Source organism: Lysinibacillus sp. Ag94, assembly GCF_023242215.1.
Classification (GTDB): Bacteria; Bacillota; Bacilli; order Bacillales_A; family Planococcaceae; genus Lysinibacillus.
On record NZ_CP096780.1, the window covers coordinates 348,978 to 372,604 of the forward strand.

The 23,627-nt window shown below is 37.9% G+C and carries 27 protein-coding genes, 1 riboswitch and 1 other annotated feature; of the genes, 14 read left to right on the forward strand and 13 right to left on the reverse strand.

All coding sequences use genetic code 11. The features are described from left to right. Positions 1 to 16 precede the first annotated feature (16 nt). From trpB to MY533_RS01590, 4 genes are all read right to left on the reverse strand, one after another. On the reverse strand, positions 17 to 1,180 hold the full coding sequence (gene trpB, locus MY533_RS01575; protein ID WP_248717772.1) for a tryptophan synthase subunit beta: 1,164 nt from the start codon (positions 1,178 to 1,180) through the stop codon (positions 17 to 19). 60 nt (positions 1,181 to 1,240) lie between these two features. Then, positions 1,241 to 1,441: a binding site (T-box leader), on the reverse strand. A gap of 83 nt (positions 1,442 to 1,524) precedes the next feature. Further along, positions 1,525 to 2,007, reverse strand: coding sequence for a QueT transporter family protein (locus MY533_RS01580; protein ID WP_248717773.1), 483 nt, complete (start codon positions 2,005 to 2,007; stop codon positions 1,525 to 1,527). A gap of 6 nt (positions 2,008 to 2,013) precedes the next feature. Continuing rightward, positions 2,014 to 2,058: riboswitch (PreQ1 riboswitch) on the reverse strand. Between the two features lie 246 nt (positions 2,059 to 2,304). Further along, positions 2,305 to 2,697 carry a DUF1259 domain-containing protein gene (locus tag MY533_RS01585; protein ID WP_248717774.1) on the reverse strand — a complete coding sequence of 131 codons (393 nt, stop codon included), beginning with the start codon at positions 2,695 to 2,697 and terminating at the stop codon, positions 2,305 to 2,307. 78 nt (positions 2,698 to 2,775) lie between these two features. Next, complete coding sequence (locus tag MY533_RS01590) at positions 2,776 to 3,030, reverse strand: hypothetical protein (protein WP_248717775.1); 255 nt, start codon at positions 3,028 to 3,030, stop codon at positions 2,776 to 2,778. A 567-nt stretch (positions 3,031 to 3,597) separates the two neighbouring features. Between MY533_RS01590 and MY533_RS01595 the strand changes: the two genes are divergently transcribed. The 4 genes from MY533_RS01595 (at position 3,598) to MY533_RS01610 (ending at position 7,885) form a co-directional block, all read left to right on the forward strand. Then, positions 3,598 to 4,620, forward strand: coding sequence for an ABC transporter substrate-binding protein (locus tag MY533_RS01595; protein WP_248717776.1), 1,023 nt, complete (start codon positions 3,598 to 3,600; stop codon positions 4,618 to 4,620). Positions 4,621 to 4,980: 360 nt separating this feature from the next. Further along, positions 4,981 to 6,009: an ABC transporter permease gene (locus MY533_RS01600; protein WP_248717777.1), complete on the forward strand. Its 1,029-nt coding sequence runs from the start codon at positions 4,981 to 4,983 to the stop codon at positions 6,007 to 6,009. Beyond that, positions 6,002 to 6,796, forward strand: a complete 795-nt coding sequence (locus tag MY533_RS01605; protein WP_132360222.1) for an ABC transporter ATP-binding protein — start codon at positions 6,002 to 6,004, stop codon at positions 6,794 to 6,796. Before MY533_RS01600 ends, MY533_RS01605 begins: the two co-directional genes overlap by 8 nt. A 123-nt stretch (positions 6,797 to 6,919) precedes the next feature. Continuing rightward, a complete protein-coding gene (locus MY533_RS01610) occupies positions 6,920 to 7,885 on the forward strand; it encodes a nuclease-related domain-containing protein (protein WP_248717778.1) in 966 nt (321 codons plus the stop codon). Positions 7,886 to 8,080: 195 nt separating this feature from the next. On the opposite strand, the gene ilvA is transcribed toward MY533_RS01610, so the two are convergent. Continuing rightward, the gene (gene ilvA / locus MY533_RS01615) at positions 8,081 to 9,343 is read right to left on the reverse strand and encodes a threonine ammonia-lyase IlvA (RefSeq protein WP_248717779.1); all 1,263 of its coding nucleotides are present in this window, start codon (positions 9,341 to 9,343) and stop codon (positions 8,081 to 8,083) included. A 245-nt stretch (positions 9,344 to 9,588) separates the two neighbouring features. Here ilvA and MY533_RS01620 point away from each other — a divergent pair, with 245 nt between their 5' ends. After that, a complete protein-coding gene (locus MY533_RS01620; protein ID WP_248717780.1) occupies positions 9,589 to 10,332 on the forward strand; it encodes a TerC family protein in 744 nt (247 codons plus the stop codon). A 51-nt stretch (positions 10,333 to 10,383) separates the two neighbouring features. On the opposite strand, the gene bshB2 is transcribed toward MY533_RS01620, so the two are convergent. The 3 genes from bshB2 to MY533_RS01635 form a co-directional block, all read right to left on the reverse strand. After that, positions 10,384 to 11,073 (reverse strand): bacillithiol biosynthesis deacetylase BshB2, encoded by a 690-nt coding sequence (gene bshB2 / locus MY533_RS01625; RefSeq protein ID WP_132360230.1) that lies wholly within the window; start codon positions 11,071 to 11,073, stop codon positions 10,384 to 10,386. A 13-nt stretch (positions 11,074 to 11,086) separates the two neighbouring features. Continuing rightward, positions 11,087 to 11,437 (reverse strand): YojF family protein, encoded by a 351-nt coding sequence (locus MY533_RS01630; RefSeq protein WP_132360232.1) that lies wholly within the window; start codon positions 11,435 to 11,437, stop codon positions 11,087 to 11,089. A gap of 648 nt (positions 11,438 to 12,085) precedes the next feature. Next, entirely contained in the window at positions 12,086 to 12,412 is a 327-nt protein-coding gene (locus tag MY533_RS01635) for a hypothetical protein (protein WP_248717781.1), read from the reverse strand. A gap of 178 nt (positions 12,413 to 12,590) precedes the next feature. On the opposite strand from MY533_RS01635, the gene MY533_RS01640 reads away from it, so the two are divergent. Further along, complete coding sequence (locus MY533_RS01640) at positions 12,591 to 13,142, forward strand: acyl-CoA thioesterase (RefSeq protein WP_142509401.1); 552 nt, start codon at positions 12,591 to 12,593, stop codon at positions 13,140 to 13,142. 258 nt (positions 13,143 to 13,400) lie between these two features. On the opposite strand, the gene thiD is transcribed toward MY533_RS01640, so the two are convergent. After that, positions 13,401 to 14,231 (reverse strand): bifunctional hydroxymethylpyrimidine kinase/phosphomethylpyrimidine kinase, encoded by an 831-nt coding sequence (gene thiD / locus MY533_RS01645; protein ID WP_248717782.1) that lies wholly within the window; start codon positions 14,229 to 14,231, stop codon positions 13,401 to 13,403. Positions 14,232 to 14,759: 528 nt separating this feature from the next. On the opposite strand from thiD, the gene MY533_RS01650 reads away from it, so the two are divergent. The 5 genes from MY533_RS01650 to MY533_RS01670 all read left to right on the forward strand — a co-directional run bounded on the left by MY533_RS01650 (position 14,760) and on the right by MY533_RS01670 (position 18,060). Next, positions 14,760 to 15,437 carry a uracil-DNA glycosylase gene (locus MY533_RS01650; protein ID WP_248717783.1) on the forward strand — a complete coding sequence of 226 codons (678 nt, stop codon included), beginning with the start codon at positions 14,760 to 14,762 and terminating at the stop codon, positions 15,435 to 15,437. 177 nt (positions 15,438 to 15,614) lie between these two features. After that, entirely contained in the window at positions 15,615 to 15,794 is a 180-nt protein-coding gene (locus tag MY533_RS01655; RefSeq protein ID WP_248717784.1) for a uracil-DNA glycosylase, read from the forward strand. Then, positions 15,791 to 16,057, forward strand: coding sequence for a YwdI family protein (locus MY533_RS01660; RefSeq protein ID WP_132360244.1), 267 nt, complete (start codon positions 15,791 to 15,793; stop codon positions 16,055 to 16,057). Before MY533_RS01655 ends, MY533_RS01660 begins: the two co-directional genes overlap by 4 nt. Before the next feature lie 226 nt (positions 16,058 to 16,283). Next, positions 16,284 to 16,664, forward strand: a complete 381-nt coding sequence (locus MY533_RS01665; protein ID WP_248717785.1) for a DUF423 domain-containing protein — start codon at positions 16,284 to 16,286, stop codon at positions 16,662 to 16,664. Positions 16,665 to 16,881: 217 nt separating this feature from the next. Continuing rightward, the gene (locus MY533_RS01670) at positions 16,882 to 18,060 is read left to right on the forward strand and encodes a M20 family metallopeptidase (RefSeq protein WP_248717786.1); all 1,179 of its coding nucleotides are present in this window, start codon (positions 16,882 to 16,884) and stop codon (positions 18,058 to 18,060) included. A 256-nt stretch (positions 18,061 to 18,316) separates the two neighbouring features. On the opposite strand, the gene gerQ is transcribed toward MY533_RS01670, so the two are convergent. Together gerQ and MY533_RS01680 are read right to left on the reverse strand one after the other, a co-directional pair. Continuing rightward, a complete protein-coding gene (gene gerQ, locus MY533_RS01675; RefSeq protein WP_132360250.1) occupies positions 18,317 to 18,658 on the reverse strand; it encodes a spore coat protein GerQ in 342 nt (113 codons plus the stop codon). 21 nt (positions 18,659 to 18,679) lie between these two features. After that, positions 18,680 to 19,105, reverse strand: coding sequence for a cell wall hydrolase (locus tag MY533_RS01680; protein ID WP_305883980.1), 426 nt, complete (start codon positions 19,103 to 19,105; stop codon positions 18,680 to 18,682). A gap of 965 nt (positions 19,106 to 20,070) precedes the next feature. Here MY533_RS01680 and MY533_RS01685 point away from each other — a divergent pair. Continuing rightward, positions 20,071 to 20,253, forward strand: coding sequence for a hypothetical protein (locus MY533_RS01685; RefSeq protein WP_248717787.1), 183 nt, complete (start codon positions 20,071 to 20,073; stop codon positions 20,251 to 20,253). Between the two features lie 157 nt (positions 20,254 to 20,410). Here MY533_RS01685 and hemQ read toward each other — a convergent pair whose 3' ends face one another. Then, positions 20,411 to 21,160, reverse strand: a complete 750-nt coding sequence (gene hemQ / locus MY533_RS01690; protein WP_248717788.1) for a hydrogen peroxide-dependent heme synthase — start codon at positions 21,158 to 21,160, stop codon at positions 20,411 to 20,413. A 157-nt stretch (positions 21,161 to 21,317) separates the two neighbouring features. On the opposite strand from hemQ, the gene MY533_RS01695 reads away from it, so the two are divergent. Beyond that, positions 21,318 to 22,154 carry an octanoyl-[GcvH]:protein N-octanoyltransferase gene (locus tag MY533_RS01695; protein ID WP_248717789.1) on the forward strand — a complete coding sequence of 279 codons (837 nt, stop codon included), beginning with the start codon at positions 21,318 to 21,320 and terminating at the stop codon, positions 22,152 to 22,154. A 33-nt stretch (positions 22,155 to 22,187) separates the two neighbouring features. Here the strand turns inward: MY533_RS01695 and MY533_RS01700 are convergent, their stop codons facing one another. Beyond that, positions 22,188 to 22,835: an RsfA family transcriptional regulator gene (locus MY533_RS01700; RefSeq protein WP_248717790.1), complete on the reverse strand. Its 648-nt coding sequence runs from the start codon at positions 22,833 to 22,835 to the stop codon at positions 22,188 to 22,190. Positions 22,836 to 23,401: 566 nt separating this feature from the next. Between MY533_RS01700 and MY533_RS01705 the strand changes: the two genes are divergently transcribed. Beyond that, positions 23,402 to 23,626 carry a YuzB family protein gene (locus MY533_RS01705; RefSeq protein ID WP_049667962.1) on the forward strand — a complete coding sequence of 75 codons (225 nt, stop codon included), beginning with the start codon at positions 23,402 to 23,404 and terminating at the stop codon, positions 23,624 to 23,626. Position 23,627: the final 1 nt, after the last annotated feature.

Below are 23,627 nucleotides of genomic sequence, written 5' to 3' on the forward strand. Positions count from 1 at the left end.
AGTCGCTCTTTCATTTTTATCTACTTAACATTTGAAATACTTGTTCTACGTCTTTGTCTCCGCGGCCAGAGATATTGATAATAATACTCTCTTCCGGTGATAATGTTGGCGCAAGTTTTAGTGCGTGAGCAACTGCGTGGGAGCTTTCTAGTGCCGGAATAATTCCTTCAACCTTTGACAGCACTTGGAATGCTTCAAGCACTTCTTCATTCGTCACCGTTACATATTCTCCACGACCAATAGTTTTTAAATAGCTATGCTCTGGACCAGCTCCAGGATAATCTAGTCCAGCAGCAATTGAATACGTTGGTAGTGGATTGCCTTCTGCATCTTGCAGTACTAAACATTTGAAACCGTGTAATTCACCGGGTGTTCCTTCATTTAATGTAGCGGCCTTATCGGGTTCAATGCCGATGAGGCGAACATTTTCATCTGCAATATATTCCGCAAACGCACCGATCGCATTACTGCCGCCACCGACACAAGCAAGTACTGCTGCTGGTAGCTTGCCTTCTTTTTCTATAATTTGTTCACGACTTTCACGGCTAATGACTGATTGGAAATGCTTGACCATTGAAGGGAATGGGTGAGGTCCTACAGCAGAACCTAGTAAATAAAAAGTCGTCTCATAGTTTTCCACTAAATCAGCAAATGCTTCATCTACAGCATCCTTTAATCGCCCTTGTCCTTTATCAACAGCTACTACCTTTGCACCAAGAAGCTCCATACGGAAGACGTTTAATGCTTGACGCTTTGTATCCTTTAAACCCATATAAATGGTGCAATCCATTCCGAACATTGCACAAGCCGTTGCTGTTGCTACACCATGCTGACCCGCACCTGTTTCGGCAATCACACGATTAGCACCCATGCGCTTTGCTAATAAAATCTGTCCAAGGACGTTATTAATTTTATGTGAACCTGTATGGTTAAGATCTTCACGCTTTAAATAAATTTTTGCGCCGCCTAATTGTTTTGTTAAATTTTCAGCAAAATAAAGTGGTGATTTGCGCCCAATATATTCATGGAAATAATAATCTAGCTCTTTCTTAAAGTCTTCATCGTCTTTATATTTTTGGAAGTTTTCATCTAAAATATTTAATACATTTTGAAGTTCAGCAGGAACAAAGCTACCACCAAATTCACCGAAATATCCTTTTTTCTCTACTACTATACTCATCTTCTCTCGACTCCTCTTTTCTAATTTTTCCATAAAAAAAAGTCACTACAATCCTTCTGTAAAAAGGACGAGTAACCGTGGTGCCACCTTCATTCGCATATATTGCGCGCTTTCGTACTCCGGTAACGGGGAGTAAATTCGTCCTCACATTTGATGAGGCTGCTCCAAAGCCCATTCGCAAGTACGTACTACTGATTTGCACCAACCATCAGCTCTCTTTAAGTACGCCCGCTTGCTACTATTCTTTTTCTTAGCATTTATTGAAAAGAATTGTAAAGTATTTTCGGAATATTGTCAAGAATAACAAGAAAATAAAAAAAGACGAATCTATTAAGATCCGTCAGTTAAATTAAATTTTTGAAGTTTAAGCGTTTATTCAATGTATACATAATCGGTGCACCGACCGCTAAGACAATAAATTCACCTGTAGCAACAGTTAACCATGTCCAGAAGAATGGTAATTCTAGTGCAATGTTCAATTCAAAAGCAATGATGAACATTGTGCAAGTAAATAATAATGTATTAATGACTAAACGTGCCCAAATATTTTTAACAAATTTACAAATAAGAATGAACAATCCAAGAGTAATCATCGAATGGGCTACACCAAAATACAAATCGATAATGCCGTTTGGTGAAAATAGATTGGAGATAAATACACCAATAATGATTCCGAAGGCAAAGCGTGGATTAAACGCAACTAAATGATTAAACATTTCTGATAGACGGAACTGCACCTCTGTAAAGCCAAATGGGGCGACTAACAATGTAATAGCGATGTAAAGAGCTGCAATTATGCCACTCGTTGTTAAAAATTTCACTTTCATATACATTTCTCCTTAGTTTTTTTGCGTGGGATGGTTACGAACCACGTGAAGCAAATGCAATCATATCAATGTTCATGCTTATTTGTAAATAGCAATGAGTAAAAAAAACGCAGAAATTCATAGTGCTAAAGGTAATATTTAACCCTTGTTCGTTGTGCTCATAAGAAGAGGGCTTGTACAGTTGCTTCATTACAGATGGAATGAATGAAACTGAACTATAGCTGAGAAGCAACCGTGAACATTAAAAACAGTCATAGTAAAAAGAACTGTTCTAAGCAGTTCTTTTAACAGGTAGAGTTATCTTTTTAAAACACGAAATGCTTGAGCAAATTTTTGGGCGAAGATTAATGGGGGCTCTATTGATTGAAAATGAACGTATAAAATTACTGGATCTGAATATATCCAGTGATTATGGACGGCACTAATAATTAAATTATTTTCTGCAAGTACCTTAACAAATGGTGTTAATTCTTCTTGAAGTACTACAACTTCTCCTAAGTTAAGTGCATTTCCATATATATCGAGTGATTCGAACGTTATTCCAGCATGAAGTGCACTACGACTTGGGCGACCTTGAATCGTAACAGTAAGATTTCGATTAAGTTTTACGGAACATACACCATGTTCCATAGAAGCTTTTCCGTTGGCAATCTGAGCAAATTTTGTACACATATCTTGAAAGCTTTGCATTTAGACACCTCTGCTTTTTTAAACTTCTATTCTGAGGATGCCTTGGTGCTAAAGAAGTAGGAGGTCTCTCGTTGGGATTTATTCATCTAAAACATTTTTAATTTCTCCTATTTCAAAAATGATATCGTCAAGTTGTTTTTTGAATTCATCTGTATATTCTAGTTCTCCATCTAAATCTTTTGTATATTCCAAGGCATTTAAGGCAAAATCTAGAGAAAATGCAAATAGACTGTCACAAAGATTAGAGATGATTGTGTCAATATCCTCTATATTTGCATTTTGTTTCTCTTGTGAATAAGAAGGTTGATTTAAATTGGTTTCTTCATTGTTCATGGTATTCCTCCTTTTAGAAAGCAGCATTCGTCTTATTTGCATCATATGCATTAAGTGTAAAAAAGGAGACTGAAATATGTAGATCAATCTTGTTAGTGGCCAAATGTAAACATTAAGGGAGAATAGTGAACTCGAATGTTAATTTTATTCTGCCATCCAAGGTGTTGCTCAAACGCACGTATGCTTCCAAAATAAGTAGATACCTTGTAGAAGTAATAGTGAATAAATATAATAATTTGACTGCCTGACATTTATTTTGGGGAATGTCGGGTTTTTAGGTTTTATATAAATTACTTGAAAAATCAATAGCAGAAAAATAACTTCGCGAAATTTGTCAATAAAACTTTTGTTATATTAGAAAAAGAAATCAATTTATAGAAATAGTGTAGTTTAGCGGTTTAAAGTGACAAATTAAGTGAAAAAATAAAATATTTTGTGAAGTTTAATAGTCAGAACATTCATAATGTTGTTGACGAACCTATATAATAACGATAATATAGCGATAAGTTCACACTTTGTTTGGATAAAGTGTGATAAATATTAGAGATAATATTGGGGGGATTATTTGTGAAAAGCAATTTAAGAAAGCTTTCGTTCCTGTTATTTGGATTAGTTTTAATGCTTGCTGCTTGTGGCAACAGTGGATCTAGTTCATCAGACTCAAAAGAGAACGACAAGAATAATGCAAGTGAGAGCAGCAATGCAGATGACAAAACATTTAAAATTGGGATTACTCAAATTGTTGAGCATCCATCTTTAAATGCTGCAACTGAAGGTTTCAAAAAAGCAATTGAAGAATCTGGCTTAAAAGTTGAATACGATCCGCAAATAGCGCAAGGAGATAATAGTCTTAATACGACGATTGCAAACAATCTAGTAAGTGCCAACGTAGATTTAATCTTTGCTAACTCTACACCATCAGCACAAGCGGCGGCGACAGCTACTAGTGATATTCCGATTGTCTTCACTTCTGTAACGGATGCTGTTGGCGCACAGCTCATTGAATCTATGGAGAAGCCAGGAAAAAACGTAACAGGAACGATTGATTTACATCCTGATACTATTTCAAAAACAGTAGCATTCTTAAAGGAACTAGGTGCGAAAAAAGTAGGTATGGTTTACAACGCTGGTGAGCAAAACTCAGTAGCACAAGTAAAAGAAGTGAAAAAAGTTATGGCTGAGCAAGGCCTAACAGTAGTTGAGGCATCTGCGGCAACTTCTGCAGAAGTAAAACAAGCTGCTGAATCATTAATCGGTAAAGCGGATGCATTCTATATCATTACTGATAATACAGTAGTTTCGGCACTTGAGTCAGTAATTGATGTAGCAAACTCTAATAAATTACCACTAGTTGTAGGAGAGCTTGACTCTGTAGCACGTGGTGGCTTAGCTGCATATGGTTTTGAATATTATGACATCGGTTATGAGGCGGGGCAAATGGCTGTGAAGATTCTAAAAGGTGAAGCAACACCTGCTGATATACCAGCGCAATACCCACAAAAATTAAAACTATTAATCAATAAAAAAGTAGCGGATGATTTAGGGATCAAAATGAAGGATTCTTGGGGTGCAGAGCTGTTAGAAAAGTAATGACGACATGATTATCTTATGGAACGAAGCGGGGGAGAACGAAAACTGCCCCCGCTTTATCTACTTTTTAGAATAAAAAATGAAGTCATTATGAGGAAGGATTAGCGCTATATATAGTTACGAGCGAATAGAGTACATTGCATTAATCCCAATTATGGTGGGGTAATCCTTTCTAGTTTCATCTTATTAGAATACTAAAAATGATGGTTCATATTGAAAATTGATTGGAGTAAGGCTAGGCGACTCTTAGGAAGTAGCGATAGAGGAACGAAGGCTTATCGGGCGCCCCAGAAATCAATTTCAAGTTATGGTGTTGAGCGAAATTATATTTATTAAGAAATTATTAGGAGATGATGAACTATGTTTTTAGCTATATTTGGCGCGATGGAGCAAGGGATCATCTATGCAATTATGGCACTTGGTGTGTATTTAACATTCCGTGTGTTAGATTTTCCAGACTTAACGGTTGATGGAAGCTTTGTAACAGGGGCAGCTACAGCAGCGACAATGATTATGCTTGGCTACCACCCAATCTTAGCAACTTTGGTGGCAATTGTTGCTGGATTTATTGCTGGATGTATGACAGGAATTCTTCACACAAAAGGAAAGATTAATCCTCTATTATCGGGAATTTTAATGATGATTGCTTTGTATTCTATTAACCTACGCATTATGGGATCAACAGCAGAAAATACGATAGGTCGTCCGAATATTCCACTATTAAATTCAGAGACTTTATTTTCAAAGTTTCAAGCGTTTTGGAGTAATTTGGGAATCGATACTGCTTTAAATAACCTATTAAAAGGCCTCGGCGTTCAGCAACTACCTTCAACATGGAGTACGATAATCGTAGTTTTAATCATTACGATTATCATTAAGTTCATTGCAGACTGGTTCTTAAAAACAGAGGTTGGATTGGCTATTCGAGCAACCGGTGATAATAAGCGCATGATTCGTAGCTTCTCGGCAAATACAGATACACTTATAATTTTAGGGCTAGGACTTTCTAATGCACTTGTGGCATTTTCTGGAGCTTTAATCGCTCAATATTCAAAGTTCTCAGATGTCAGTATGGGGATTGGAATGATTGTGATTGGTCTTGCATCTGTTATTATCGGTGAAGCAATTTTCGGTACAAAAACGATTATGCGCACAACTTTCGCTGTCATTGCTGGAGCGATCATTTACCGCATTATTTTAGCATTAGCATTACGAGTAGATTTCCTTGATTCAGGCGATATGAAATTAATAACGGCTATCATTGTTATTATAGCGTTAGTTTTACCGCAATTTATCAATAAGGGTAAGGAACGAAAACGAAAGGTGAAGCGTGCAGCAGAGAGAACACACGTAAAGACGGTTGAGCAGGGAGGGAAGCGCCTTGCTTAAATTAAACGGCATTAATAAGATTTTTAATGAAGGTACGCCTGATGAAAAAATTGCACTCGCAGAAATTAATTTGCATTTGAAGCCAGGGGATTTCGTCACAATTATCGGCAGTAATGGTGCTGGTAAATCGACCATGATGAATATGATTTCTGGCGCGCTAACACCAGACTTTGGCACGGTATCAATTGATCAGAATGAGGTTACTACTTTGCCAGAATATAAACGTTCCCACTTTATCGGTCGAGTATTCCAGGATCCGATGGCTGGTACAGCGCCAACAATGACGATTGAGGAAAATTTAGCATTAGCTTACTCACGTAATAAGAGTAGAGGCATGCGCTTCGGTGTTGATAAAAAGCGTCGTGAATTTTTCAAGGAATCGTTAGAGATGTTGGGTTTAAATCTTGAAAATCGATTGTCTGCAAAAGTGGGCTTACTTTCGGGAGGGGAGCGTCAAGCTTTGTCACTTTTAATGGCAACATTTACGAAGCCTTCGATTTTATTGCTAGACGAGCATACTGCGGCACTTGACCCATCTCGTGCAGAGTTAATCACACGTATTACGAAATATTTAGTTGAGAAAGACAACTTAACGACATTAATGGTCACGCACAATATGCAACAGGCATTAGATTTAGGAAATCGACTGATTATGATGGATAAAGGTCAAATTATTTTAGAGGTCGGCGAGGATCGTAAGCATGAATTAACCATCCCAGATTTAATGGCAGAGTTCGAACGCATCCGCGGAGAGAAAATGAATTCAGACCGTGCGCTACTAGGATAATTTATGATAAAACGCTCATACATAGGTGTGGGCGTTTTTTCGTTGGATGTCGATAAAATTCTCGATAAATAAGCAAACTCTTTCGATAAAGTGCATTATAATCTAACTAAAGGAGGTGAAAATATGTTACTCAAAAAGCGCGAAGTTTCATCAAAACAACTCACATTAGAAATGCTTGAAAGGCGATTACCGAAATCTCACCCACAAACTACTTACTATCAAGATTTGCTCAATAGAACAAGAGCAGGGTATGCAGGTGAGCAACGAGTAGATCGAGAATGGCAAAGTATTTATTTAGAGCAAACGCATTATTTATTACACGATGTTGCGCTTAAGGATGAAGGTGGATCCATACATCAAATGGATACATTGTTGATGTCGCAGAATTTTATTTTAATAGTGGAAATCAAAAATATCGTTGGGCGTGTAGAATATATGGAAGGTAACCATCAATTTATTCGAATTACTTCTAATGGCAGAGTAGATGGCTTTCGCAATCCCTTTGATCAAGTGAAGCGCCATGCTAGGTTTTTGCGTCGGCTATTTCAAATGAGCGGTCATCATATACCGATTGAATATATAGTCATTTCTGCAAATCCGAATATGATTATGACGCCGACTTTCTTGTCGCAGCCAATTATTCATGTAAGTGGTTTGGCAGAAAGGATATATAAACTGTTCAAGCAGCATCAACAAGTCTGTCTAAGCGAAAAAGATTTGAGAGAATTATCGGCGCATATTTTAACGAGGCACAAACCAATTCAATGGACTCTAGATATTAAAGTGGGTGAATTAAAGAAAGGTGCACTATGCTCTCATTGTCATTTTGACCATGTTCTACGTTACATCCATGGGAAATGGCATTGTAGCAATTGCCAATCGATTGATAATCAATCGATGCTAATCGCATTACATGATTTTCGATTAATGATAAGCAACAATATTACAAATGCTCAGTTTCGTAATTTTTTTGATATTGACTCAGAGAAGGCGGTTTATTATTTATTGAAAAAGTTAAAATTTGAAGCGATAGGTGAAAAGAAAAATAGAAAATATATAATTCCTGCGAAATTGTTAGATGAAATGTAAGCGACGTAAACTATCGGTGCGGTCAGATAGTGTCGCTTATAAGATAGATGTCGATAAACGTCTGAAAAGTTTCGATAAACAAGATAAAAGTTTCGATAAATCTCAAAAAAGTCTCGATAAATCTCAAAAAAGTTTCGATAAACCTTTTATTCCCGCAAAAAAGCCACACTCACGCAAGTAGTGTGACTCTCTATGTTAGACGAGTAAGCCAAATAGTTGAATGTCGTTGTTTACTTCTTTGTATTTGAAGCCGAATTCATCCATGCGAACGAGTAATCCTTCGAAGTCTTCACGATTGCCAAGTTCGATACCGACTAGGGCAGGACCACTTTCTTTGTTGTTTTTCTTTGTATATTCGAAAGTTGTAATGTCATCATTTGGACCTAGCACACTTGTAAGGAATTGGCGAAGTGCGCCTGCACGTTGTGGGAAACTAACGATGAAGTAGTAAAGTAAGCCTTCGTGAATTAAAGACTTTTCTTTAATCTCCTGCATACGATCGATGTCATTATTACCACCACTAATGATGATAACGACTGATTTCCCTTTAATTTCCTCTTTGTAGGAGTCGAGTGCTGCTACTGATAATGCTCCAGCAGGCTCTGCGATAATAGCATGTTTATTGTAAAGATTTAAAATCGTTGTACATACTTTTCCTTCAGGTACTAGTACGATATCGTCTAAGTAGCGACGACAAACGTCATATGTGTGGTTACCGACACACTTTACCGCAGCACCGTCTACAAATTTGTCAATCCAATCAAGTGCCACTGCACCGCCTTCTGCAAAAGCAGCCTTCATACTGCCCGCCCCGGTAGGCTCAACACCGATAATTTTGCTTTTAGGGGAAAGGTTTTTCACATAGGCAGAAACACCTGACATTAAGCCACCGCCACCAATACTACCAAACACGTAATCAATCGGTTCTTCCATGTCATTCATAATTTCAACAGCGACCGTTCCTTGTCCAGCAATGACATCCAAATCATCAAATGGGTGAATAAAGATTTTATCGTGTTCATCGCAGTAAGCAAATGCGCTTTCTGCAGCATCATCAAAGGTATCACCTGCTAAAATAATTTCTGCATAATCACGACCAAACATACGCACTTGGTCAATTTTTTGCTTAGGTGTTGTTTGAGGCATAAAAATACTTGCCTGAATTTTCAATTGAGCACAAGCGTAGGCCACACCTTGGGCATGATTACCCGCACTCGCGCAAACGACGCCAACTTTACGAGCCTCTTCTTCAATTTTTTTAATCTTATAATAAGCACCACGAAGTTTAAATGAGCGTACATGCTGTAAATCTTCGCGTTTAAAATAAATATTAGCTCCATATTTCTCGGATAGATAGTCATTTTTTTGTAGCGGCGTATGCACCACTACGTCTTTTAAGAAATGATGTGCAATCAAGATATTTTCTACCTGCACAGTTCTAGTGTCAGCAGCTTCCATAATATTCATCCTCCGTATACGTATAAAACATTTACCTATGATAGCACATATTATAAGCTTTTTGTTATTAATTTTTAGTAAATTCTAAATTTTCGGTGTCTGTTTTATCTAGGAAACTACAAAATGCAGAATAATTAAATTTTTGCGAGAATTTTTTGTAGAAATAAAGGATACACACATTTCCTCATAACAAAAATGGTCAAGCATATAATAGAATACCTTAGGACAAGTAGGAGGGTATGTAATTGGAAATCATTCAAGGAATTCTATCTACATACATGCAATTTTTCAATTGGGAAATGTGGAAAGAGATCTTAACTGACCCCGTATCTTGGGGATTAATATCAACACTAATTATAATAGAAGGTTTACTCTCAGCAGATAACGCACTTGTATTAGCAGTGCTAGTAAAGCATTTGCCAACCAAGCAACGCAAACGGGCATTAATGTACGGTATGTTGGGGGCTTATTTTTTCCGATTTTTATTTATCGGGATAGGTGTTTATTTGGTAGAATTTTGGTTTATTAAATTGCTAGGAGCCCTGTATTTAGGTTGGCTATGTGTTGCACATTTCTTACAGATAGGGGAAGCGGATAGTACTAAAGAGATGAAAAAAACAGGGCTGTTGGTTCGCCTTTTTGGAACTTTTTGGGCAACGGTTATTTCTGTGGAACTGATGGATATTGCTTTTTCAATTGACGCGATTTTTGCTGCTTTTGCGATATCCAATCAAATTTGGATATTACTAATCGGGGGAATGTTAGGTATTTTAATGATGAGAACGATTGCTGGCTTATTTTTAATCGTTATAGAAAAAATACCAGAATTAGAGGCAACAGCATTCATTATTATTGGGATTATTGCACTGAAAATGCTAGCCAGTGTCATCGGTATTCACGTTCCACATTATATGTTTTTTGTGGTGTTAATTATTATTTTCTCAATAACTTTCATTATTCATTTTTTAAAAAAGATGAGGGTCGCTTAATATAAAACGGTTCTGTTCCCAATGAAGAAAGAGGACAGAACCGTTTTATTGTTATTTTACATATTGATCAGGATTCACAATATAGAACTTTTCAATATTAAGCCAGCTTTCACTCATTGGCTCGCCGTTATCAACACGTTTTTCTGTTTCTTGCATCATCCAAGCAGTTTGAGATGCATGTGCTTGTAATGCTTTAATTTTATCCATCCTCATTTCACGTATATCGTTGACAACATGTGGCTCTCCATTTTTTTCGATCGTATCATTTGCAAAGGCACAACCTAACACTTGTGGACGTGCAGCTTTTGGCATACGACGAACAGCTTCCACTACGGCACGTGCTGTAGCTTCATGGTCTGGATGCACTGCAAAACCAGGTAAGAACGTAAAGATAAGAGAAGGCATTAGCTCCTCAATTAAACCTTCAACAAGCTTTACCATTTTTTCATCGTCTTCAAATTCAATCGTTTTATCACGGAAACCAAGCATACGTAAATCTTGTATGCCCATAGCCTCTGCTGCTGCAACAAGCTCCTTACGTCGAATTTCTGGCAAAGATTCACGTGTTGCAAAAGGTGGGTTTCCTAAATTACGCCCCATCTCACCTAATGTTAAACAGGCATATGTAACCGGTGTATTCATTTTCTTTGTATAATAGGCAATTGTTCCAGCAACTGAAAAAGCCTCATCATCTGGGTGAGGGTAAACAATTAAAATATGACGCTGTGGTTGTAAATTCAAAAAGTCGTCCCCCTTAGTAAGTAAATGGCGTTTCGCTAATTTCGAGTGCAATCGCCAATTTACCTGAGTAGTCTAGTCCAGCCATTAATAAACGGCCTAAATCATCTAATTCAAAATGTGTGATGCCTTGAGCATAAACCCAGCCATGTGCCATTTTTAACCCGACACGATGGGGTGAATCATCTACCACTTTAGCAAGTTCAAAGTTGATTTTTGCATTGCGAATAAAAGCACCTGCATTGAAAAATTTCTCATCATAGTGTGCTGCATAAGAACCGTTTGTCGTCTCAAGATGAATATAAACGTCTTTGTTGGCGAAAGAATTCAATAATTCCTGCAACGTCTTTACTTGTACTTCTTGCATCTTAACACTCCTCTCGATTATTTCTCCTTTAAGTATAGTAAAAATAATTCACAAAGGGAAATTGAATGCCTATGTAACACAACATCATTAATATGCTTCACCTCCAATGAATCTCGAAGGCTTGTTTAACTTCTTTCAGTGGGTCCGCATATATCAATGAAACAGGATAAGAACTTATCATTCTGTAAAACGCCTGGGTGACCAACACCGTGCCGTGCTGTGCTGTATCGTTGCTGCCATTCCGTTATGCTACGATGATCCCATTTTTTAATCTATGAAGATTTTTAAGCAATATTCTTGAAAAAATTATAGAAATATATCAATATAATGAGTGTGAAAGCAATTTTGTACAAAATGTGTCGTTTTGTAGTGTATACGGTTTCACAAATGAAAAGATACTGAACACGATTTCTTCCTTAACAGTGGAGAGGCAGCGCATAATGTTGAAGGGGATTTAAAACTAGGTAATAACGAATTCTATCTTGGTACAATAGATGACGTTCCTTCAATATTGGTATGTATAGCTGTAAAAAAGGGAAGAAGACTGAAAGCTCATTATCATATTATAGTAAAAAAAGCCGCGATTCTCTTTTATGACGGAGAATCGCGACTTTTTATAAGTAGCGGTTTTTATGGGGTATGTATTTATTAATATCGGTTGAGTTTTCGTTCAATGGAATCTAGACGATTGTTGAGATGTGATAGATGCTTATGCATTTGTCTATATAGTACATGTTGATTTTGCGCGTCGGATGTTCTTGTTTGTTCATTTGCCTCTTCTTCCTGTAATGCTAAAATGTTGGAGAGGGTTGCTAATGAATACCCTATTGTCAAAACCATTGAAGAGATTAATTCTACTTTAGTAGAGGTTATATCTCCAGTTTGGGTACCTGTATCTTCACCTAGGAGACCTGCTTCTTGACCACCTAGATTAATTGGATCACCATTTATGTTTTGTTGTCTACGTCTTACCATTTTTCTCCCTCCCATATACAGCTAATATATGGCATAGGAAGCAGTAGCGTATCTTGTCCAGAGAATTAATAAAAAAACAACAGTTAAAAATTCTTAATTTTCCGATAATTTAATTGCCTTTTATGGAAAAATAGAGCAATATAGTAGAAATAAACAGTTGTTTTTAGGGGGAATAGATGTGAATAAAAACTTTAAATATTGTAAAGATTCTAGAGTTATGCGTACAAGTCGAGTTTTTCCGAATGATATTAACAATCATAATACACTGTTTGGTGGTCGTTTGATGAGTGACATCGATCAAGTAGCTTCAATTTCCGCTGCGAAGCATAGCCGTAGAGATTGTGTGACAGCTTCAACGGATTCTGTAGACTTCCTGCATCCAATACGCCCGACCGATTCTGTCTATTTCGAATCTTATGTAACGTGGACAGGGACATCTTCAATGGAAGTTTTCGTAAAGGTCATTTCTGAGAATTTGAAAACGGGAGAACGTAAGGTAGCAGCAACAGCATTGTTAACCTTTGTTGCATTAGATGAAAATAATAAACCAGCCCCAGTTCCATCTGTTATCCCAGAAACAGTAGAGGAGACAAAACTACATGAAACGGCATCTGAACGAGCGAAGGCACGTGCAGATCGTAAAAAGGAAAGTAAGGCATTGGCTCAATTTATTTCGATGAACGATCCATGGGATTATCGGCTCGAAATGATGGAGAACTACTATATGTAAAAAAGGCGTCTGAAACTAATCAGATGCCTTTTAGTTATTATGCCTCGGCATTATTGAGCTCGGAATCAGCTTTGTGAACTCCTTTCCGTCCCATGACATCCGCAAGAGGCTTTAATTTCTTTAATAGCAGATAATTGGGCACCCACTGAAAAGTGAACGTATCTAATAGCTATAGGGTGGGATGTCTGGCTTTGCTTTCAGTCAAAAGATATCTAGATGACACTACGCTTTCGCTACCAAGACATCCGCTGAAAAAAGTTAGATTTCTGTTACTGTTACTTGTGGTGCGCCAAAACGAGATTTTGCACCGTGCATAACTGGCCCTACATAGTCATTTAATGCCCAACCGTGAGCGATTGCAGCTGAAACGAATTCTTTTGCTTCAATTACAGCTTCTTGTACTGAAAGACCGTTTGCAAGGTTTGCTGTTACGGAAGCAGCAAATGTACAACCAGCCCCATGGTTATAAGTTGAAGCTACTTTTTCAGATTCTAATAAGTAGAATTTTGCACCGTCGAAGAATAAGTCAGTTGCTTTTTCAGTAGCTAACGCTTTTCCACCTTTTATCACAACGGCTTTGGCACCAAGGTTGTGAATTTTACGAGCGGCTATTTTCATTTCTTCGATTGTTTTTGGTGTCCCAGTACCAGCTAATTGGCCAGCCTCAAATAGGTTAGGTGTTGTAACTGCAGCTAATGGTAAAAGATGTTGAATCATTGCATCTGTATTACCGGGGTTTAATACTTCATCTTCTCCTTTACATACCATTACAGGGTCAATGACCACGTTTGCAGTACCAGATTTTGCGATAGCATCACCTGCGATACGAATAATCTCTTCCGTTGACAGCATACCAGTTTTTATGGCGTCAATGCCTGTTGAAAGAGCAGTATCGATTTGTTTTTGTAAAAGCTCTGTTGGTAATGGTGTTACGTTATGAGTCCAACCGTTTGGATCCATTGTTACGACAACTGTTAATGCCACCATGCCATATGTGCCGTGCTCCTGAAATGTTTTAAGATCGGCTTGCATACCTGCGCCACCTGATGTATCTGAACCAGCAATCGTTAAAGTTTTTTTTAGAGCCATGTGGAATATCTCCTTTATAGATAAAAGTTTTAAAATTACCATCTAGTATAGTCTTATTCTGATGCTGTAAAAATAGTCAGAGTTAGATATTTTTAGAAGGTCAGTTTTAACTTCTTTCAGTAGAAGTCTTTATTTCTATAGACGCTGTGATGAATGTGGTTTTTCTCACTTTTCATCTGAAGGAAGTTAAAGCCTCACCGGATGTCACAGAATCGGAAAGGCGTTAAGGATGTTAGATCCGTGCGATAACGGCTTACTGACCTATTTCGGTGTCGCTGCCGTTAAGTTAATACTGAACTTTCGCGCAAAAAAATTGTTGCAGCCGCTAAGTTAGTACAGCGCTTCCAAACAAAAAACAATTGTTCTGCCGCTACGTCAGCACTGGGCTTTCGCACAAAAAACAGTTGCAGGCCTAAGCGTAAAGCCCAATTCTGGACGCAATTATGCCAAGGCATAATTGAATTGGATACTTGAATTCAACATTATTTTTTTGTACCGTTGTAAGAAGAGAGAGGGGCTTATATTACAATGAAACAAGTATTCCCGAATGATTGGCAAGCAATACTTGCAGAAGAAATAGAAAAGACATATTACACGAAGTTACAACAATTTGTAAATCATGAATATGCAACACAAACAATTTATCCACCGATAAATGACATAATGAATGCATTTAATACGACGGCCTATCAAGATGTAAAGGTCGTAATTTTAGGTCAGGATCCGTATCATGGACCAAATCAAGCACATGGATTAAGCTTTTCGGTCATGCCGGGAATCAAACATCCACCAAGCCTACGAAATATGCTACAAGAATTACAAGATGATCTTGGCTATCCAATCCCCCAAAATGGAACATTAACAAAATGGGCGCAGCAGGGAGTAATGTTATTGAATACTGTATTAACTGTTCGTGCAGGTCAGGCGAATTCTCATAAAGAACAAGGATGGGAGCAATTTACCGATGCTGTAATCGATAAATTAGCATCAAGAGATAAACCAATTATTTTCGTGCTTTGGGGTAAACCAGCACAACGTAAAAAACAATTAATTCGTAAATACTCAACAGCGCATTTAATTTTAGAAGCACCTCATCCAAGTCCACTAAGTGCTTATCGAGGTTTTTTCGGCTGTAAACCATATTCGAAGATTAATGCACAGTTAGTGGAATGGGGAGAGCAACCAATTGATTGGAATCTAGCATAGATTGGCATAGATCGATATCTTCATTCAATAATTTTTTTAACGAAAGCAAAGCGACAGCTACAAATGTTTCCTGTAGCGAAAGCGAAGCAACAGCTACTATTAGACCAAGGCGAAATTGATGCACATCACTCATCGTTTCGTGTTACAGTTAATAATAGAAGAAAGTGAGGAACAACGATGAAGGTAAATTGTTTCAAATGTCAATATTTTAAAGTAACGTGGGACCCAAAAACTCCACGGGCATGTGCAGCATATGGCTTTAAAACGAAGCAAATACCATCTGTTGTCGTTAAACAATCCTCTGGCACAGACTGTTTAAAATTTGTGCCAAAAGCAGAAAGTGGGAGAATACAATGATTCCTTATCAAGCCGTTATTCAACAACTTGAAAAACAATTATCTGGTGTTAAAAATGCTGGAGACGAACAGCAAATTCGTGAGGCCTTAACGGCAATCCGAGCATTATGTGATGTGGTATTAGACTCATCTGACGATATTTCTAAAGCCCAGTCAAAACATCTACCACAAATGCTAGTGTCAGAACCGAAGCAAACAAGCTTATATACTGCAAAAATTGAAGAAGAAGACGGAGCAAATGGTGATTCAATTTTTGACTTTTAATTATTTTCTTCAGTAAAGACGCCACTTAAAAGGTGGCTAGATGAATGCGGATGTGGTTCCTTTTCAGTAGGTGTCCTAAAGCCTACTGAATGAAGATAAAGCCCCCGGTGGATTTTGATAGGAATAAATTGTGCAACAAATTCAAAATCCGGACCATTGTTTATCTGCGCGAAAGCGACAGCGGCAATTAGCCAAAGCGAAATTGATTAAAGGTAGGGATAATGACATGAAAAAGTTTATCGTAACAGGTGCACTCCACGGCTTTTTAGCAGTGGCATTGGGTGCATTCGGTGCACATGCTTTAAAAGAGGTTCTAGACGATTATAGTCGCGGAATTTGGGAAACTGCTGTTCAGTACCAAATGTTTCATGCCACGGCTATACTGGTAATTGGCATATTGATGAGCTCGAAACTATTAGGTGAAGTAAAGCAGTTAAATTTAGCTGGAATCTTTTTTAACCTAGGTATTGTCTTCTTTTCAGGAAGCTTATATGTACTGGCAATCAGCGGCGTTAAAGTTCTAGGTGCCATCACACCAATCGGTGGTGTTCTATTTTTAACAGGCTGGGTTCTAATAATAGTTGCTGCCCTTAAACATGCGCGATGAAAGTTAAATATGAATATTTTTCTAAAGTTACTCCTTTGCACTATGTGTGAAGGGGTTTTTTTGTTGGTACTAGAAATGGGTCAAGTGAATTTTCCTTCGTAATAAACAATATAATGACAATACAATGGTTAGTTTTAATTCCTATTTTTTTTGTAAGGATTTATAGTACACTATAATTATCAAATAAGTTCGAAAATAGGAAGCGAGGTTTTGTGATATGGAGAAGCTTTTTACTTTACTAGATCATAACTATGATGAAATGGTAGCGATTCGTCGTCATTTACATGAATACCCAGAATTATCCTTTGAGGAAGTGGAAACTCCAGCCTATGTAGCTGCTTTTCATCGAGCATTAGGACATGAGGTTCGTGAGCATGTAGGAGAACGTGGTGTTGTTGCTACTTTACGCGGAGGGAAGCCAGGTAAAACAGTGGCATTACGCGCTGATTTTGATGCACTGGCAATTCAGGAGGAAAATGAAGTCCCTTATAAATCAAAAGTAGATGGTAAAATGCATGCATGTGGACATGATGGTCATACTGCAACATTACTAGGGCTTGCTAAAGCACTTCATGCAATAAAGGATGATATTGCGGGCAATGTAGTATTTATTCATCAGCATGCAGAAGAGATGGCGCCTGGTGGAGCAAAGCCTATGATTGAAGATGGCTGTCTAGACGGGGTAGATGTTATTTTCGGTACACATTTATGGGCACCAACGCCGTTAGGAGATATATTGGTGAGAGACGGGGCGATTATGGCTGCTGCGGATAAAGTGGAAATTACGATTCATGGCAAAGGTGGTCACGGTGCGGAGCCTCATCATTCTATTGATGCAGTTACTCTTGCGTCACAGTTTGTAGTCAATGCACAGCAGATTATATCTCGACGTATTGATCCATTAAAGTCAGCTGTCTTAACGTTTGGTCATTTGGAGGCGATTAATCCTTTTAATGTTATTGCCGAACGAGTAGTATTAGCTGGAACAGTCCGTACTTTTGAAGAGCAGGTACGTAAACAAATGGAGCAAGAACTTGAGGCAATTTTAAATGCCACTTGTTTGGCATTCGGTGCAAGCTATGACTATCGTTATACAAGAGGCTATCCATCGGTGTATAACCATGTGAAAGAAACAGAATTTATTGCACAACTTGCAGCAGATGTACCAGGGGTAGAAAATATTATCACGTGTCCACCGTTTATGATTGGTGAGGACTTTGCGTATTATTTAGAGAATGTACCAGGAACATTTTTCTTCACAGGTGCTAAAAAGCCAGAGTGGGAAGTAGCATTTCCTCACCATCATGCACGCTTTGACTTTGATGAACGTGCAATGTTGATTGCTGCCAAAACATTAGGAAAAGCAACATTGCAGTTTTTACAAGAAAATCAATAGTAAATAAAAATTGGCATGCTAGGAAATATCCTAACATGCCAATTCTTTTGATCTAATGGCAATATCCACGCAGATTCCTCGTTTCATACTACTAACACATTTGCGACGCATGCAAGGATACGAGACTCAATGAGGAGTCTAACGAAATTTGCAATGCGACGAAGCTTAAGTAAAACAGAGCGAAGGAGCAAGCCGATTAGCCTTGAGGAGCGGGATTTTACCATAAAGAAAATATGAATTTTTGAATAGCTTTTTCTTATGGATTTTGGTTAAAATAAGCCATTTCTTCATCATATTCAGCGAAATCAAAATAAATCATTGGGAAAAGGAAACGATGATTCGATTTGAGTTCACGTAAAATAACATGGTCTCGACCGGCTGCTTCTACAACGCCTCGCACAGTTTTTGTGTTTTTTCCTTGCTCAACCGCATGCTCGAAGGAAAAATGGAAAGTTCCAGGCTTTCCGCGATTTAATCGGAAAATATTTTCAATATACGATTGCTCCCGTCCAGTTGGTCGTGCTCCAGTCGTCTGTGGAGGCATTACCTGTGGCGGCATTTGTTGTTGCGTTGTCGGTGTCCAATAATAAGGCATCATAAGTTATCAACCTTCTTTCTTTTAGATTTGAGGACAATCTTCTTCGGTTGGCGAGAAGAAGCAATGTGCTTTGAATCTCCCCGTATTCCACTGACCATACCATTGTGCTGGACAATCTCCCTCAGGTCTGAAAAACCATAGGGAACGAGTCGCGGGGTGGAATCTTTCGCCTTGAATAACTCTCTTCGCTAATCGAATGTCTTGATCACGTGCGCGTTGATAAAAGTAGCCTTTTTGTGTCGCTTCAAAGCCTCCAGGACGCTGATAAACCATTTGTTCAATTGTACGAACATCCGTAAAATCTAAACAATCGGCTCGTACACGATTGACGCCAACATTGCCGACCATCAGCATACCTAAATTTCCTTCACCTTCTGCCTCAGAGCGCATAAGCCTTGCTAGCATGGCTGTTTGTGCATCATTCGTCTTTATAACGGCGATTTTCACTCCTCCTCGCAGACAGTATATGCATGATGGTATTGTAGACATGTTTAATTTTAACTTTTTTCAATAAGTGTTTTGGTAGCGACAGGTACAGAAGTCTCCTATCTCTATAGTATGAATGCGGGGCAGTGGATGTCACGTAATCGAAAAGGGTCGCACTTATGCGATAACTGTTAACTGACCTACATGCTGCTGCTGACGCCACGCTTTCACGAAAAAACATCTGTAAGCCTAAGTGCAAATCTGATTCCGGACATAATTAAAATTGAAAGAAATTCACAATTTAAAAATGCTACGCATATATTAGTAATACGAGTAGTCTGTAAAAGTAGATATTCAACACCAAACGTTTGCTCTATAAGTTGATTGGCGTGAAGATAAGGTCCTTGGGAAACAGCGTCACGGATAAGACCCCGAGCGTAAACGGGTAGGGGAACGAATGCAAAAGCATCACGTCCTGTGAGCCTCGTGATATACACTTTCACTTAGAAAACACTTTTTCTTCTGATGTCCCAAGGAAACCGCCTAGCCAGGAACGGAAATCAAGCCCACGTTATGGTGATGAGCCAAAATTTTATAAATAGAGATAGAATGGGGAACATGGGATAGGAAATTGCATGTGTATTGAATACATGTGAGGTGATAGAGTATGTAGATTGGTGTTTGGGTAGGCATTTTGTTGAGTGCTGTGCTGGCATTTTTAGTAGGGAGTTTTTACGGACAGCCACTCCATTGGTATCTCTTTATATTAATAATTGTAGTAGGATTTTTTATCCATACGATTATACTAATTTTGAAAGTTAACGATGAAAGGTCTTTATAATAAGAAAGTGTCATCAAGGTTGGTGGCACTTTTTTTATTTTTTTGATTAAGTAGATGAAATCTAATGTTTTGTAAGTATATTAAAAATAAACTGTGACATACTAAAGTGGAAAATTATTTTTTGCTTTTATGAAGGAGTGTTATAATGCATAATTTTGGTACGTTTGTAGCAATTATCATAAGTGCATTCATGGCAGTTGGTATAGCAGAATACTATCATCAACCATATAATTGGTATTTAGTTTTTCTTATGATTCTAACGGGCTTTTTTATTCATACAATTATTTTAATATTGGAATCAGAGAACAGCGAAGAAAGTGAATATTAAAAAATGCGAGTCCACGACTATGGACTCGCATTTTTATCTATATTCAGCTGAAGACTCCCACGAAGTCAGTGAGATAAATCCATTTCCAAACATCTACTGAATGATGATCAAGCCCCCGAGACGCAATGACGCCAAGGCGATAATATTTAAAAGCATTTTAGACAGTTAAGAATTTCACAAGTTTTTCGTTATCTAGAAGGTTACCAACGAAGAATGCACCAAACTCACCATAGCGAGCTGAAACTTCATCAAAACGCATTTCATATACTAATTTTTTGAATTGTAGTACGTCATCTGCGAATAGTGTTACGCCCCATTCGTGATCATCGAAGCCAACAGAACCAGTAATGATTTGTTTAACTTTACCAGCATAGCCACGACCAATCATACCGTGAGAACGCATTAGAGATTTGCGTTCATCCATTGAAAGCATATACCAGTTATCATTGCCTTGACGACGTTTATCCATAGGATAGAAGCATACATGCTTAGCACGTGGAAGTTCAGGATATAGACGAGCACGTACATGTGGATTTTGGTAAGGATCTTCGTCTGACTCACCTGCTAAATAGTTAGAAAGCTCTACAACAGATACATATGAATATGTAGGAATTGTAAAATCAGCAATCGCTAATTTATTGAATTCAGCTTCAAGCTCTTGTAGCTCATCCATTGTTTCACGTAATGTCATAATCATAAAGTCAGCTTTTTGACCAACGATTGCGTAAAATGCATGAGAACCTGTTTTAGCGATATCAGCTTCGTTTAATTTTTCTAAATATGCAATGAATTCCTCTACTGCTGCTTGGCGTTCCTCAGCAGAAACTAGTTTCCATGAAGCCCAGTCAATTGAGCGGAAATCATGTAAAGCGTACCAACCATCTAAAGTAATTGCTGCTTCATTCATTATTAAGAACACTCCTTTATAAGTGAATATCTTTCAAATTTTAGTTTATCATAGTTTGTACAAATTCCCTAAGTCCATGATTGCATTTCACGAATTTGACACCTTCGATAGATAATGTATTCTAAAGAGAATAGATGTAGATAGAGGAGTTCCAATCATGAAAAGTATTTTACAACAGCCGATTTGGCGTTTTTACGATCAATCCATTAGCGCAAAGCAAAGATCGCCACTTGAATCCTTTGCAACAGACGATACTTTATGTCAGTTAGTAGGTCAATTATCTTCTCCACCAACTATTCGTACATGGGTACATGATGCATCGGTTGTGCTTGGTATTCAGGATCACCGTTTACCATATGTGCAGCAGGGGATGGACTTGCTCAAAGAACGTGGCTATGATCCTATTGTACGCAATTCAGGCGGATTAGCAGTTGTGCTTGATGAAGGTGTACTGAATATTTCTATTGTTTTATCTGAACAAACGGAAGCACTAAGCATTAATGATGGCTATGATGTCATGGTAGCTCTAGTAAAAGGTTTGTTCCCTGAAGTATCGGATCAAATTGAAGCCTATGAAATCGTAGGCTCCTATTGTCCAGGTTCTTATGATTTAAGTATTGCAGGGAAGAAATTTGCTGGTATTTCTCAGAGACGCCTACGTCAAGGAGTAGCGGTGCAAATTTATTTATGTATTGAAGGAAGCGGTTCTGAACGAGCAGCTCTCATTCGTGACTTTTATGAGGAAAGTCTAAAAGGTGAGGAAACAAAATTTACGTATCCTAAAATCGTCCCTGATGTAATGGCGTCATTATCCGAACTTATTGATGCATCATTAACAGTGGAAGCCGTTGTTATTCGTTTACAGCAGCTTCTTCACAATATGGCAGAAGAAATTCGGGCTGAATCTTTTCATGATGAAGAATTAACGCAATATGCGTTTTATTTACAACGTGTTTTAGAGCGGAATAAGAAAATGCTAGAACCGAAACTTTAATCAAAAATCGTTTCAAAGAAAAAAGCGATGCTGCTAATTAAGCGCATCGCCGTTTTCTTGTGCATAAGGACTACTTACAACAAGATTTCCGTTTTTCTCCATTTTAAAAACAGGTGCAATTCGTTCTTCCTCTTCATCTAGTGTTACTAGTCGTCGAGCTCGGTTCATAATTTGTACAAATTGCTCGTAATCTTTTCGAATAGCTCTATTTTCTTCTTCTAGCTGTGTTATAGTTTTTTCTAGTTTTTTATTTTTCTCAGATGTTACGTGTACTAGTTGTCGCCATTTTGTAGACTCATTACCTATTTCACCAGAGTGCTGTAAACGTAATAAATAAGCTATGACAATATCAAGATTTAATGCAGAAAGAGGAATTGATTTACCCTCTGCACCACTACTATTAACTGTAAACATACTAGAAGCACGGCGTCTTGCTGGAGCCCCCAACACTCGCATTCTTTCTTTTCTTTCTTTTTTTGCTTGTGATAATTGTTCCTCGTATTCTTTACGAACAACAGCATTCCAACGAAAACCACATGCAGCAGCAGTACGATTTAAAGCATCACCAGCCTCCTCAAAGGCATTTAATTGTGTACTACCTTCTGTTACATGGCGAATTACCGCCTCAGCTAATAATTCATCGTTTTCTTCTAACCAAGCATCTTGTCTTATTTTACTCATATTAAAATCCTCCCACCTTTATTTGGAACTTTTATTTACAATTAGCATGACCAATCTTTTAACCTTTTATTCATCTATGTGGAAGAATTATTATGCTTGAATACAAGGGGAAAAATGCGATACAATACCCGATGTAGGTTTGTACGTATGCTACATACTTAACTATGTGAAGTCATACGTTCAATAGAAACGAATTTTTGAATTAAGAATCGGCTTTGTGCTTACCACAAAGAGTCCCATTAAGATTCCGTGATATCCGCCGGAGGCTAGGATGTTTGGACACCCGCTAAAAAAGTGATCTAAAACCGCATTTATCTCACCACCTATAGAATAGGAGACTTCTGTAGCTAACGCATACTTTCGCTACAAAAAGACATTTGTAACTGCCGTTTCACTTATGTAGCGAAACCACCTGTACAAGTCGCTGCGCTTTCGCTACCAATACATCTGTACCTGTCGCTACGCTTTCGGTCAAAAGACATCTGTAGCTGACGCTGCGCTTTCGCTACCAAGACACCTGCTGAAAGAAGTTAAAAAAATACTATATAGAAAGGGTTGTTGACAAAATGGCAAACGAATTTAAAGTTTGCGATGAATGTCAGGCCGTTAACTTAAAAACGTTAATTCCAAAATTAAAGGAAATCGATCCTGATGCAACCATCGAAATTGGCTGTCATTCTTATTGTGGCCCAGGACGTAAAAAAACATTTACCTTTGTAAATAGCCGTCCTGTTGCCGCATTAACGGAAGAAGAACTAATGGAAAAGGTTTTAGCAAAGTTAAAAAAATAAG

Coding starts and splice junctions, on each gene's coding strand:
- trpB (WP_248717772.1), bottom strand. CDS start 1,180: ATGAGTATAGTAGTAGAGAAAAAAGGATATTTCGGTGAATTTGGTGGT.
- MY533_RS01580 (WP_248717773.1), bottom strand. CDS start 2,007: ATGAAAGTGAAATTTTTAACAACGAGTGGCATAATTGCAGCTCTTTAC.
- MY533_RS01585 (WP_248717774.1), bottom strand. CDS start 2,697: ATGCAAAGCTTTCAAGATATGTGTACAAAATTTGCTCAGATTGCCAAC.
- MY533_RS01590 (WP_248717775.1), bottom strand. CDS start 3,030: ATGAACAATGAAGAAACCAATTTAAATCAACCTTCTTATTCACAAGAG.
- MY533_RS01600 (WP_248717777.1), top strand. CDS start 4,981: ATGTTTTTAGCTATATTTGGCGCGATGGAGCAAGGGATCATCTATGCA.
- MY533_RS01610 (WP_248717778.1), top strand. CDS start 6,920: ATGTTACTCAAAAAGCGCGAAGTTTCATCAAAACAACTCACATTAGAA.
- ilvA (WP_248717779.1), bottom strand. CDS start 9,343: ATGGAAGCTGCTGACACTAGAACTGTGCAGGTAGAAAATATCTTGATT.
- MY533_RS01630 (WP_132360232.1), bottom strand. CDS start 11,437: ATGCAAGAAGTACAAGTAAAGACGTTGCAGGAATTATTGAATTCTTTC.
- MY533_RS01635 (WP_248717781.1), bottom strand. CDS start 12,412: ATGGTAAGACGTAGACAACAAAACATAAATGGTGATCCAATTAATCTA.
- thiD (WP_248717782.1), bottom strand. CDS start 14,231: ATGGCTCTAAAAAAAACTTTAACGATTGCTGGTTCAGATACATCAGGT.
- MY533_RS01650 (WP_248717783.1), top strand. CDS start 14,760: ATGAAACAAGTATTCCCGAATGATTGGCAAGCAATACTTGCAGAAGAA.
- MY533_RS01655 (WP_248717784.1), top strand. CDS start 15,615: ATGAAGGTAAATTGTTTCAAATGTCAATATTTTAAAGTAACGTGGGAC.
- MY533_RS01660 (WP_132360244.1), top strand. CDS start 15,791: ATGATTCCTTATCAAGCCGTTATTCAACAACTTGAAAAACAATTATCT.
- MY533_RS01665 (WP_248717785.1), top strand. CDS start 16,284: ATGAAAAAGTTTATCGTAACAGGTGCACTCCACGGCTTTTTAGCAGTG.
- MY533_RS01670 (WP_248717786.1), top strand. CDS start 16,882: ATGGAGAAGCTTTTTACTTTACTAGATCATAACTATGATGAAATGGTA.
- gerQ (WP_132360250.1), bottom strand. CDS start 18,658: ATGATGCCTTATTATTGGACACCGACAACGCAACAACAAATGCCGCCA.
- MY533_RS01685 (WP_248717787.1), top strand. CDS start 20,071: ATGCATAATTTTGGTACGTTTGTAGCAATTATCATAAGTGCATTCATG.
- hemQ (WP_248717788.1), bottom strand. CDS start 21,160: ATGAATGAAGCAGCAATTACTTTAGATGGTTGGTACGCTTTACATGAT.
- MY533_RS01695 (WP_248717789.1), top strand. CDS start 21,318: ATGAAAAGTATTTTACAACAGCCGATTTGGCGTTTTTACGATCAATCC.
- MY533_RS01700 (WP_248717790.1), bottom strand. CDS start 22,835: ATGAGTAAAATAAGACAAGATGCTTGGTTAGAAGAAAACGATGAATTA.
- MY533_RS01705 (WP_049667962.1), top strand. CDS start 23,402: ATGGCAAACGAATTTAAAGTTTGCGATGAATGTCAGGCCGTTAACTTA.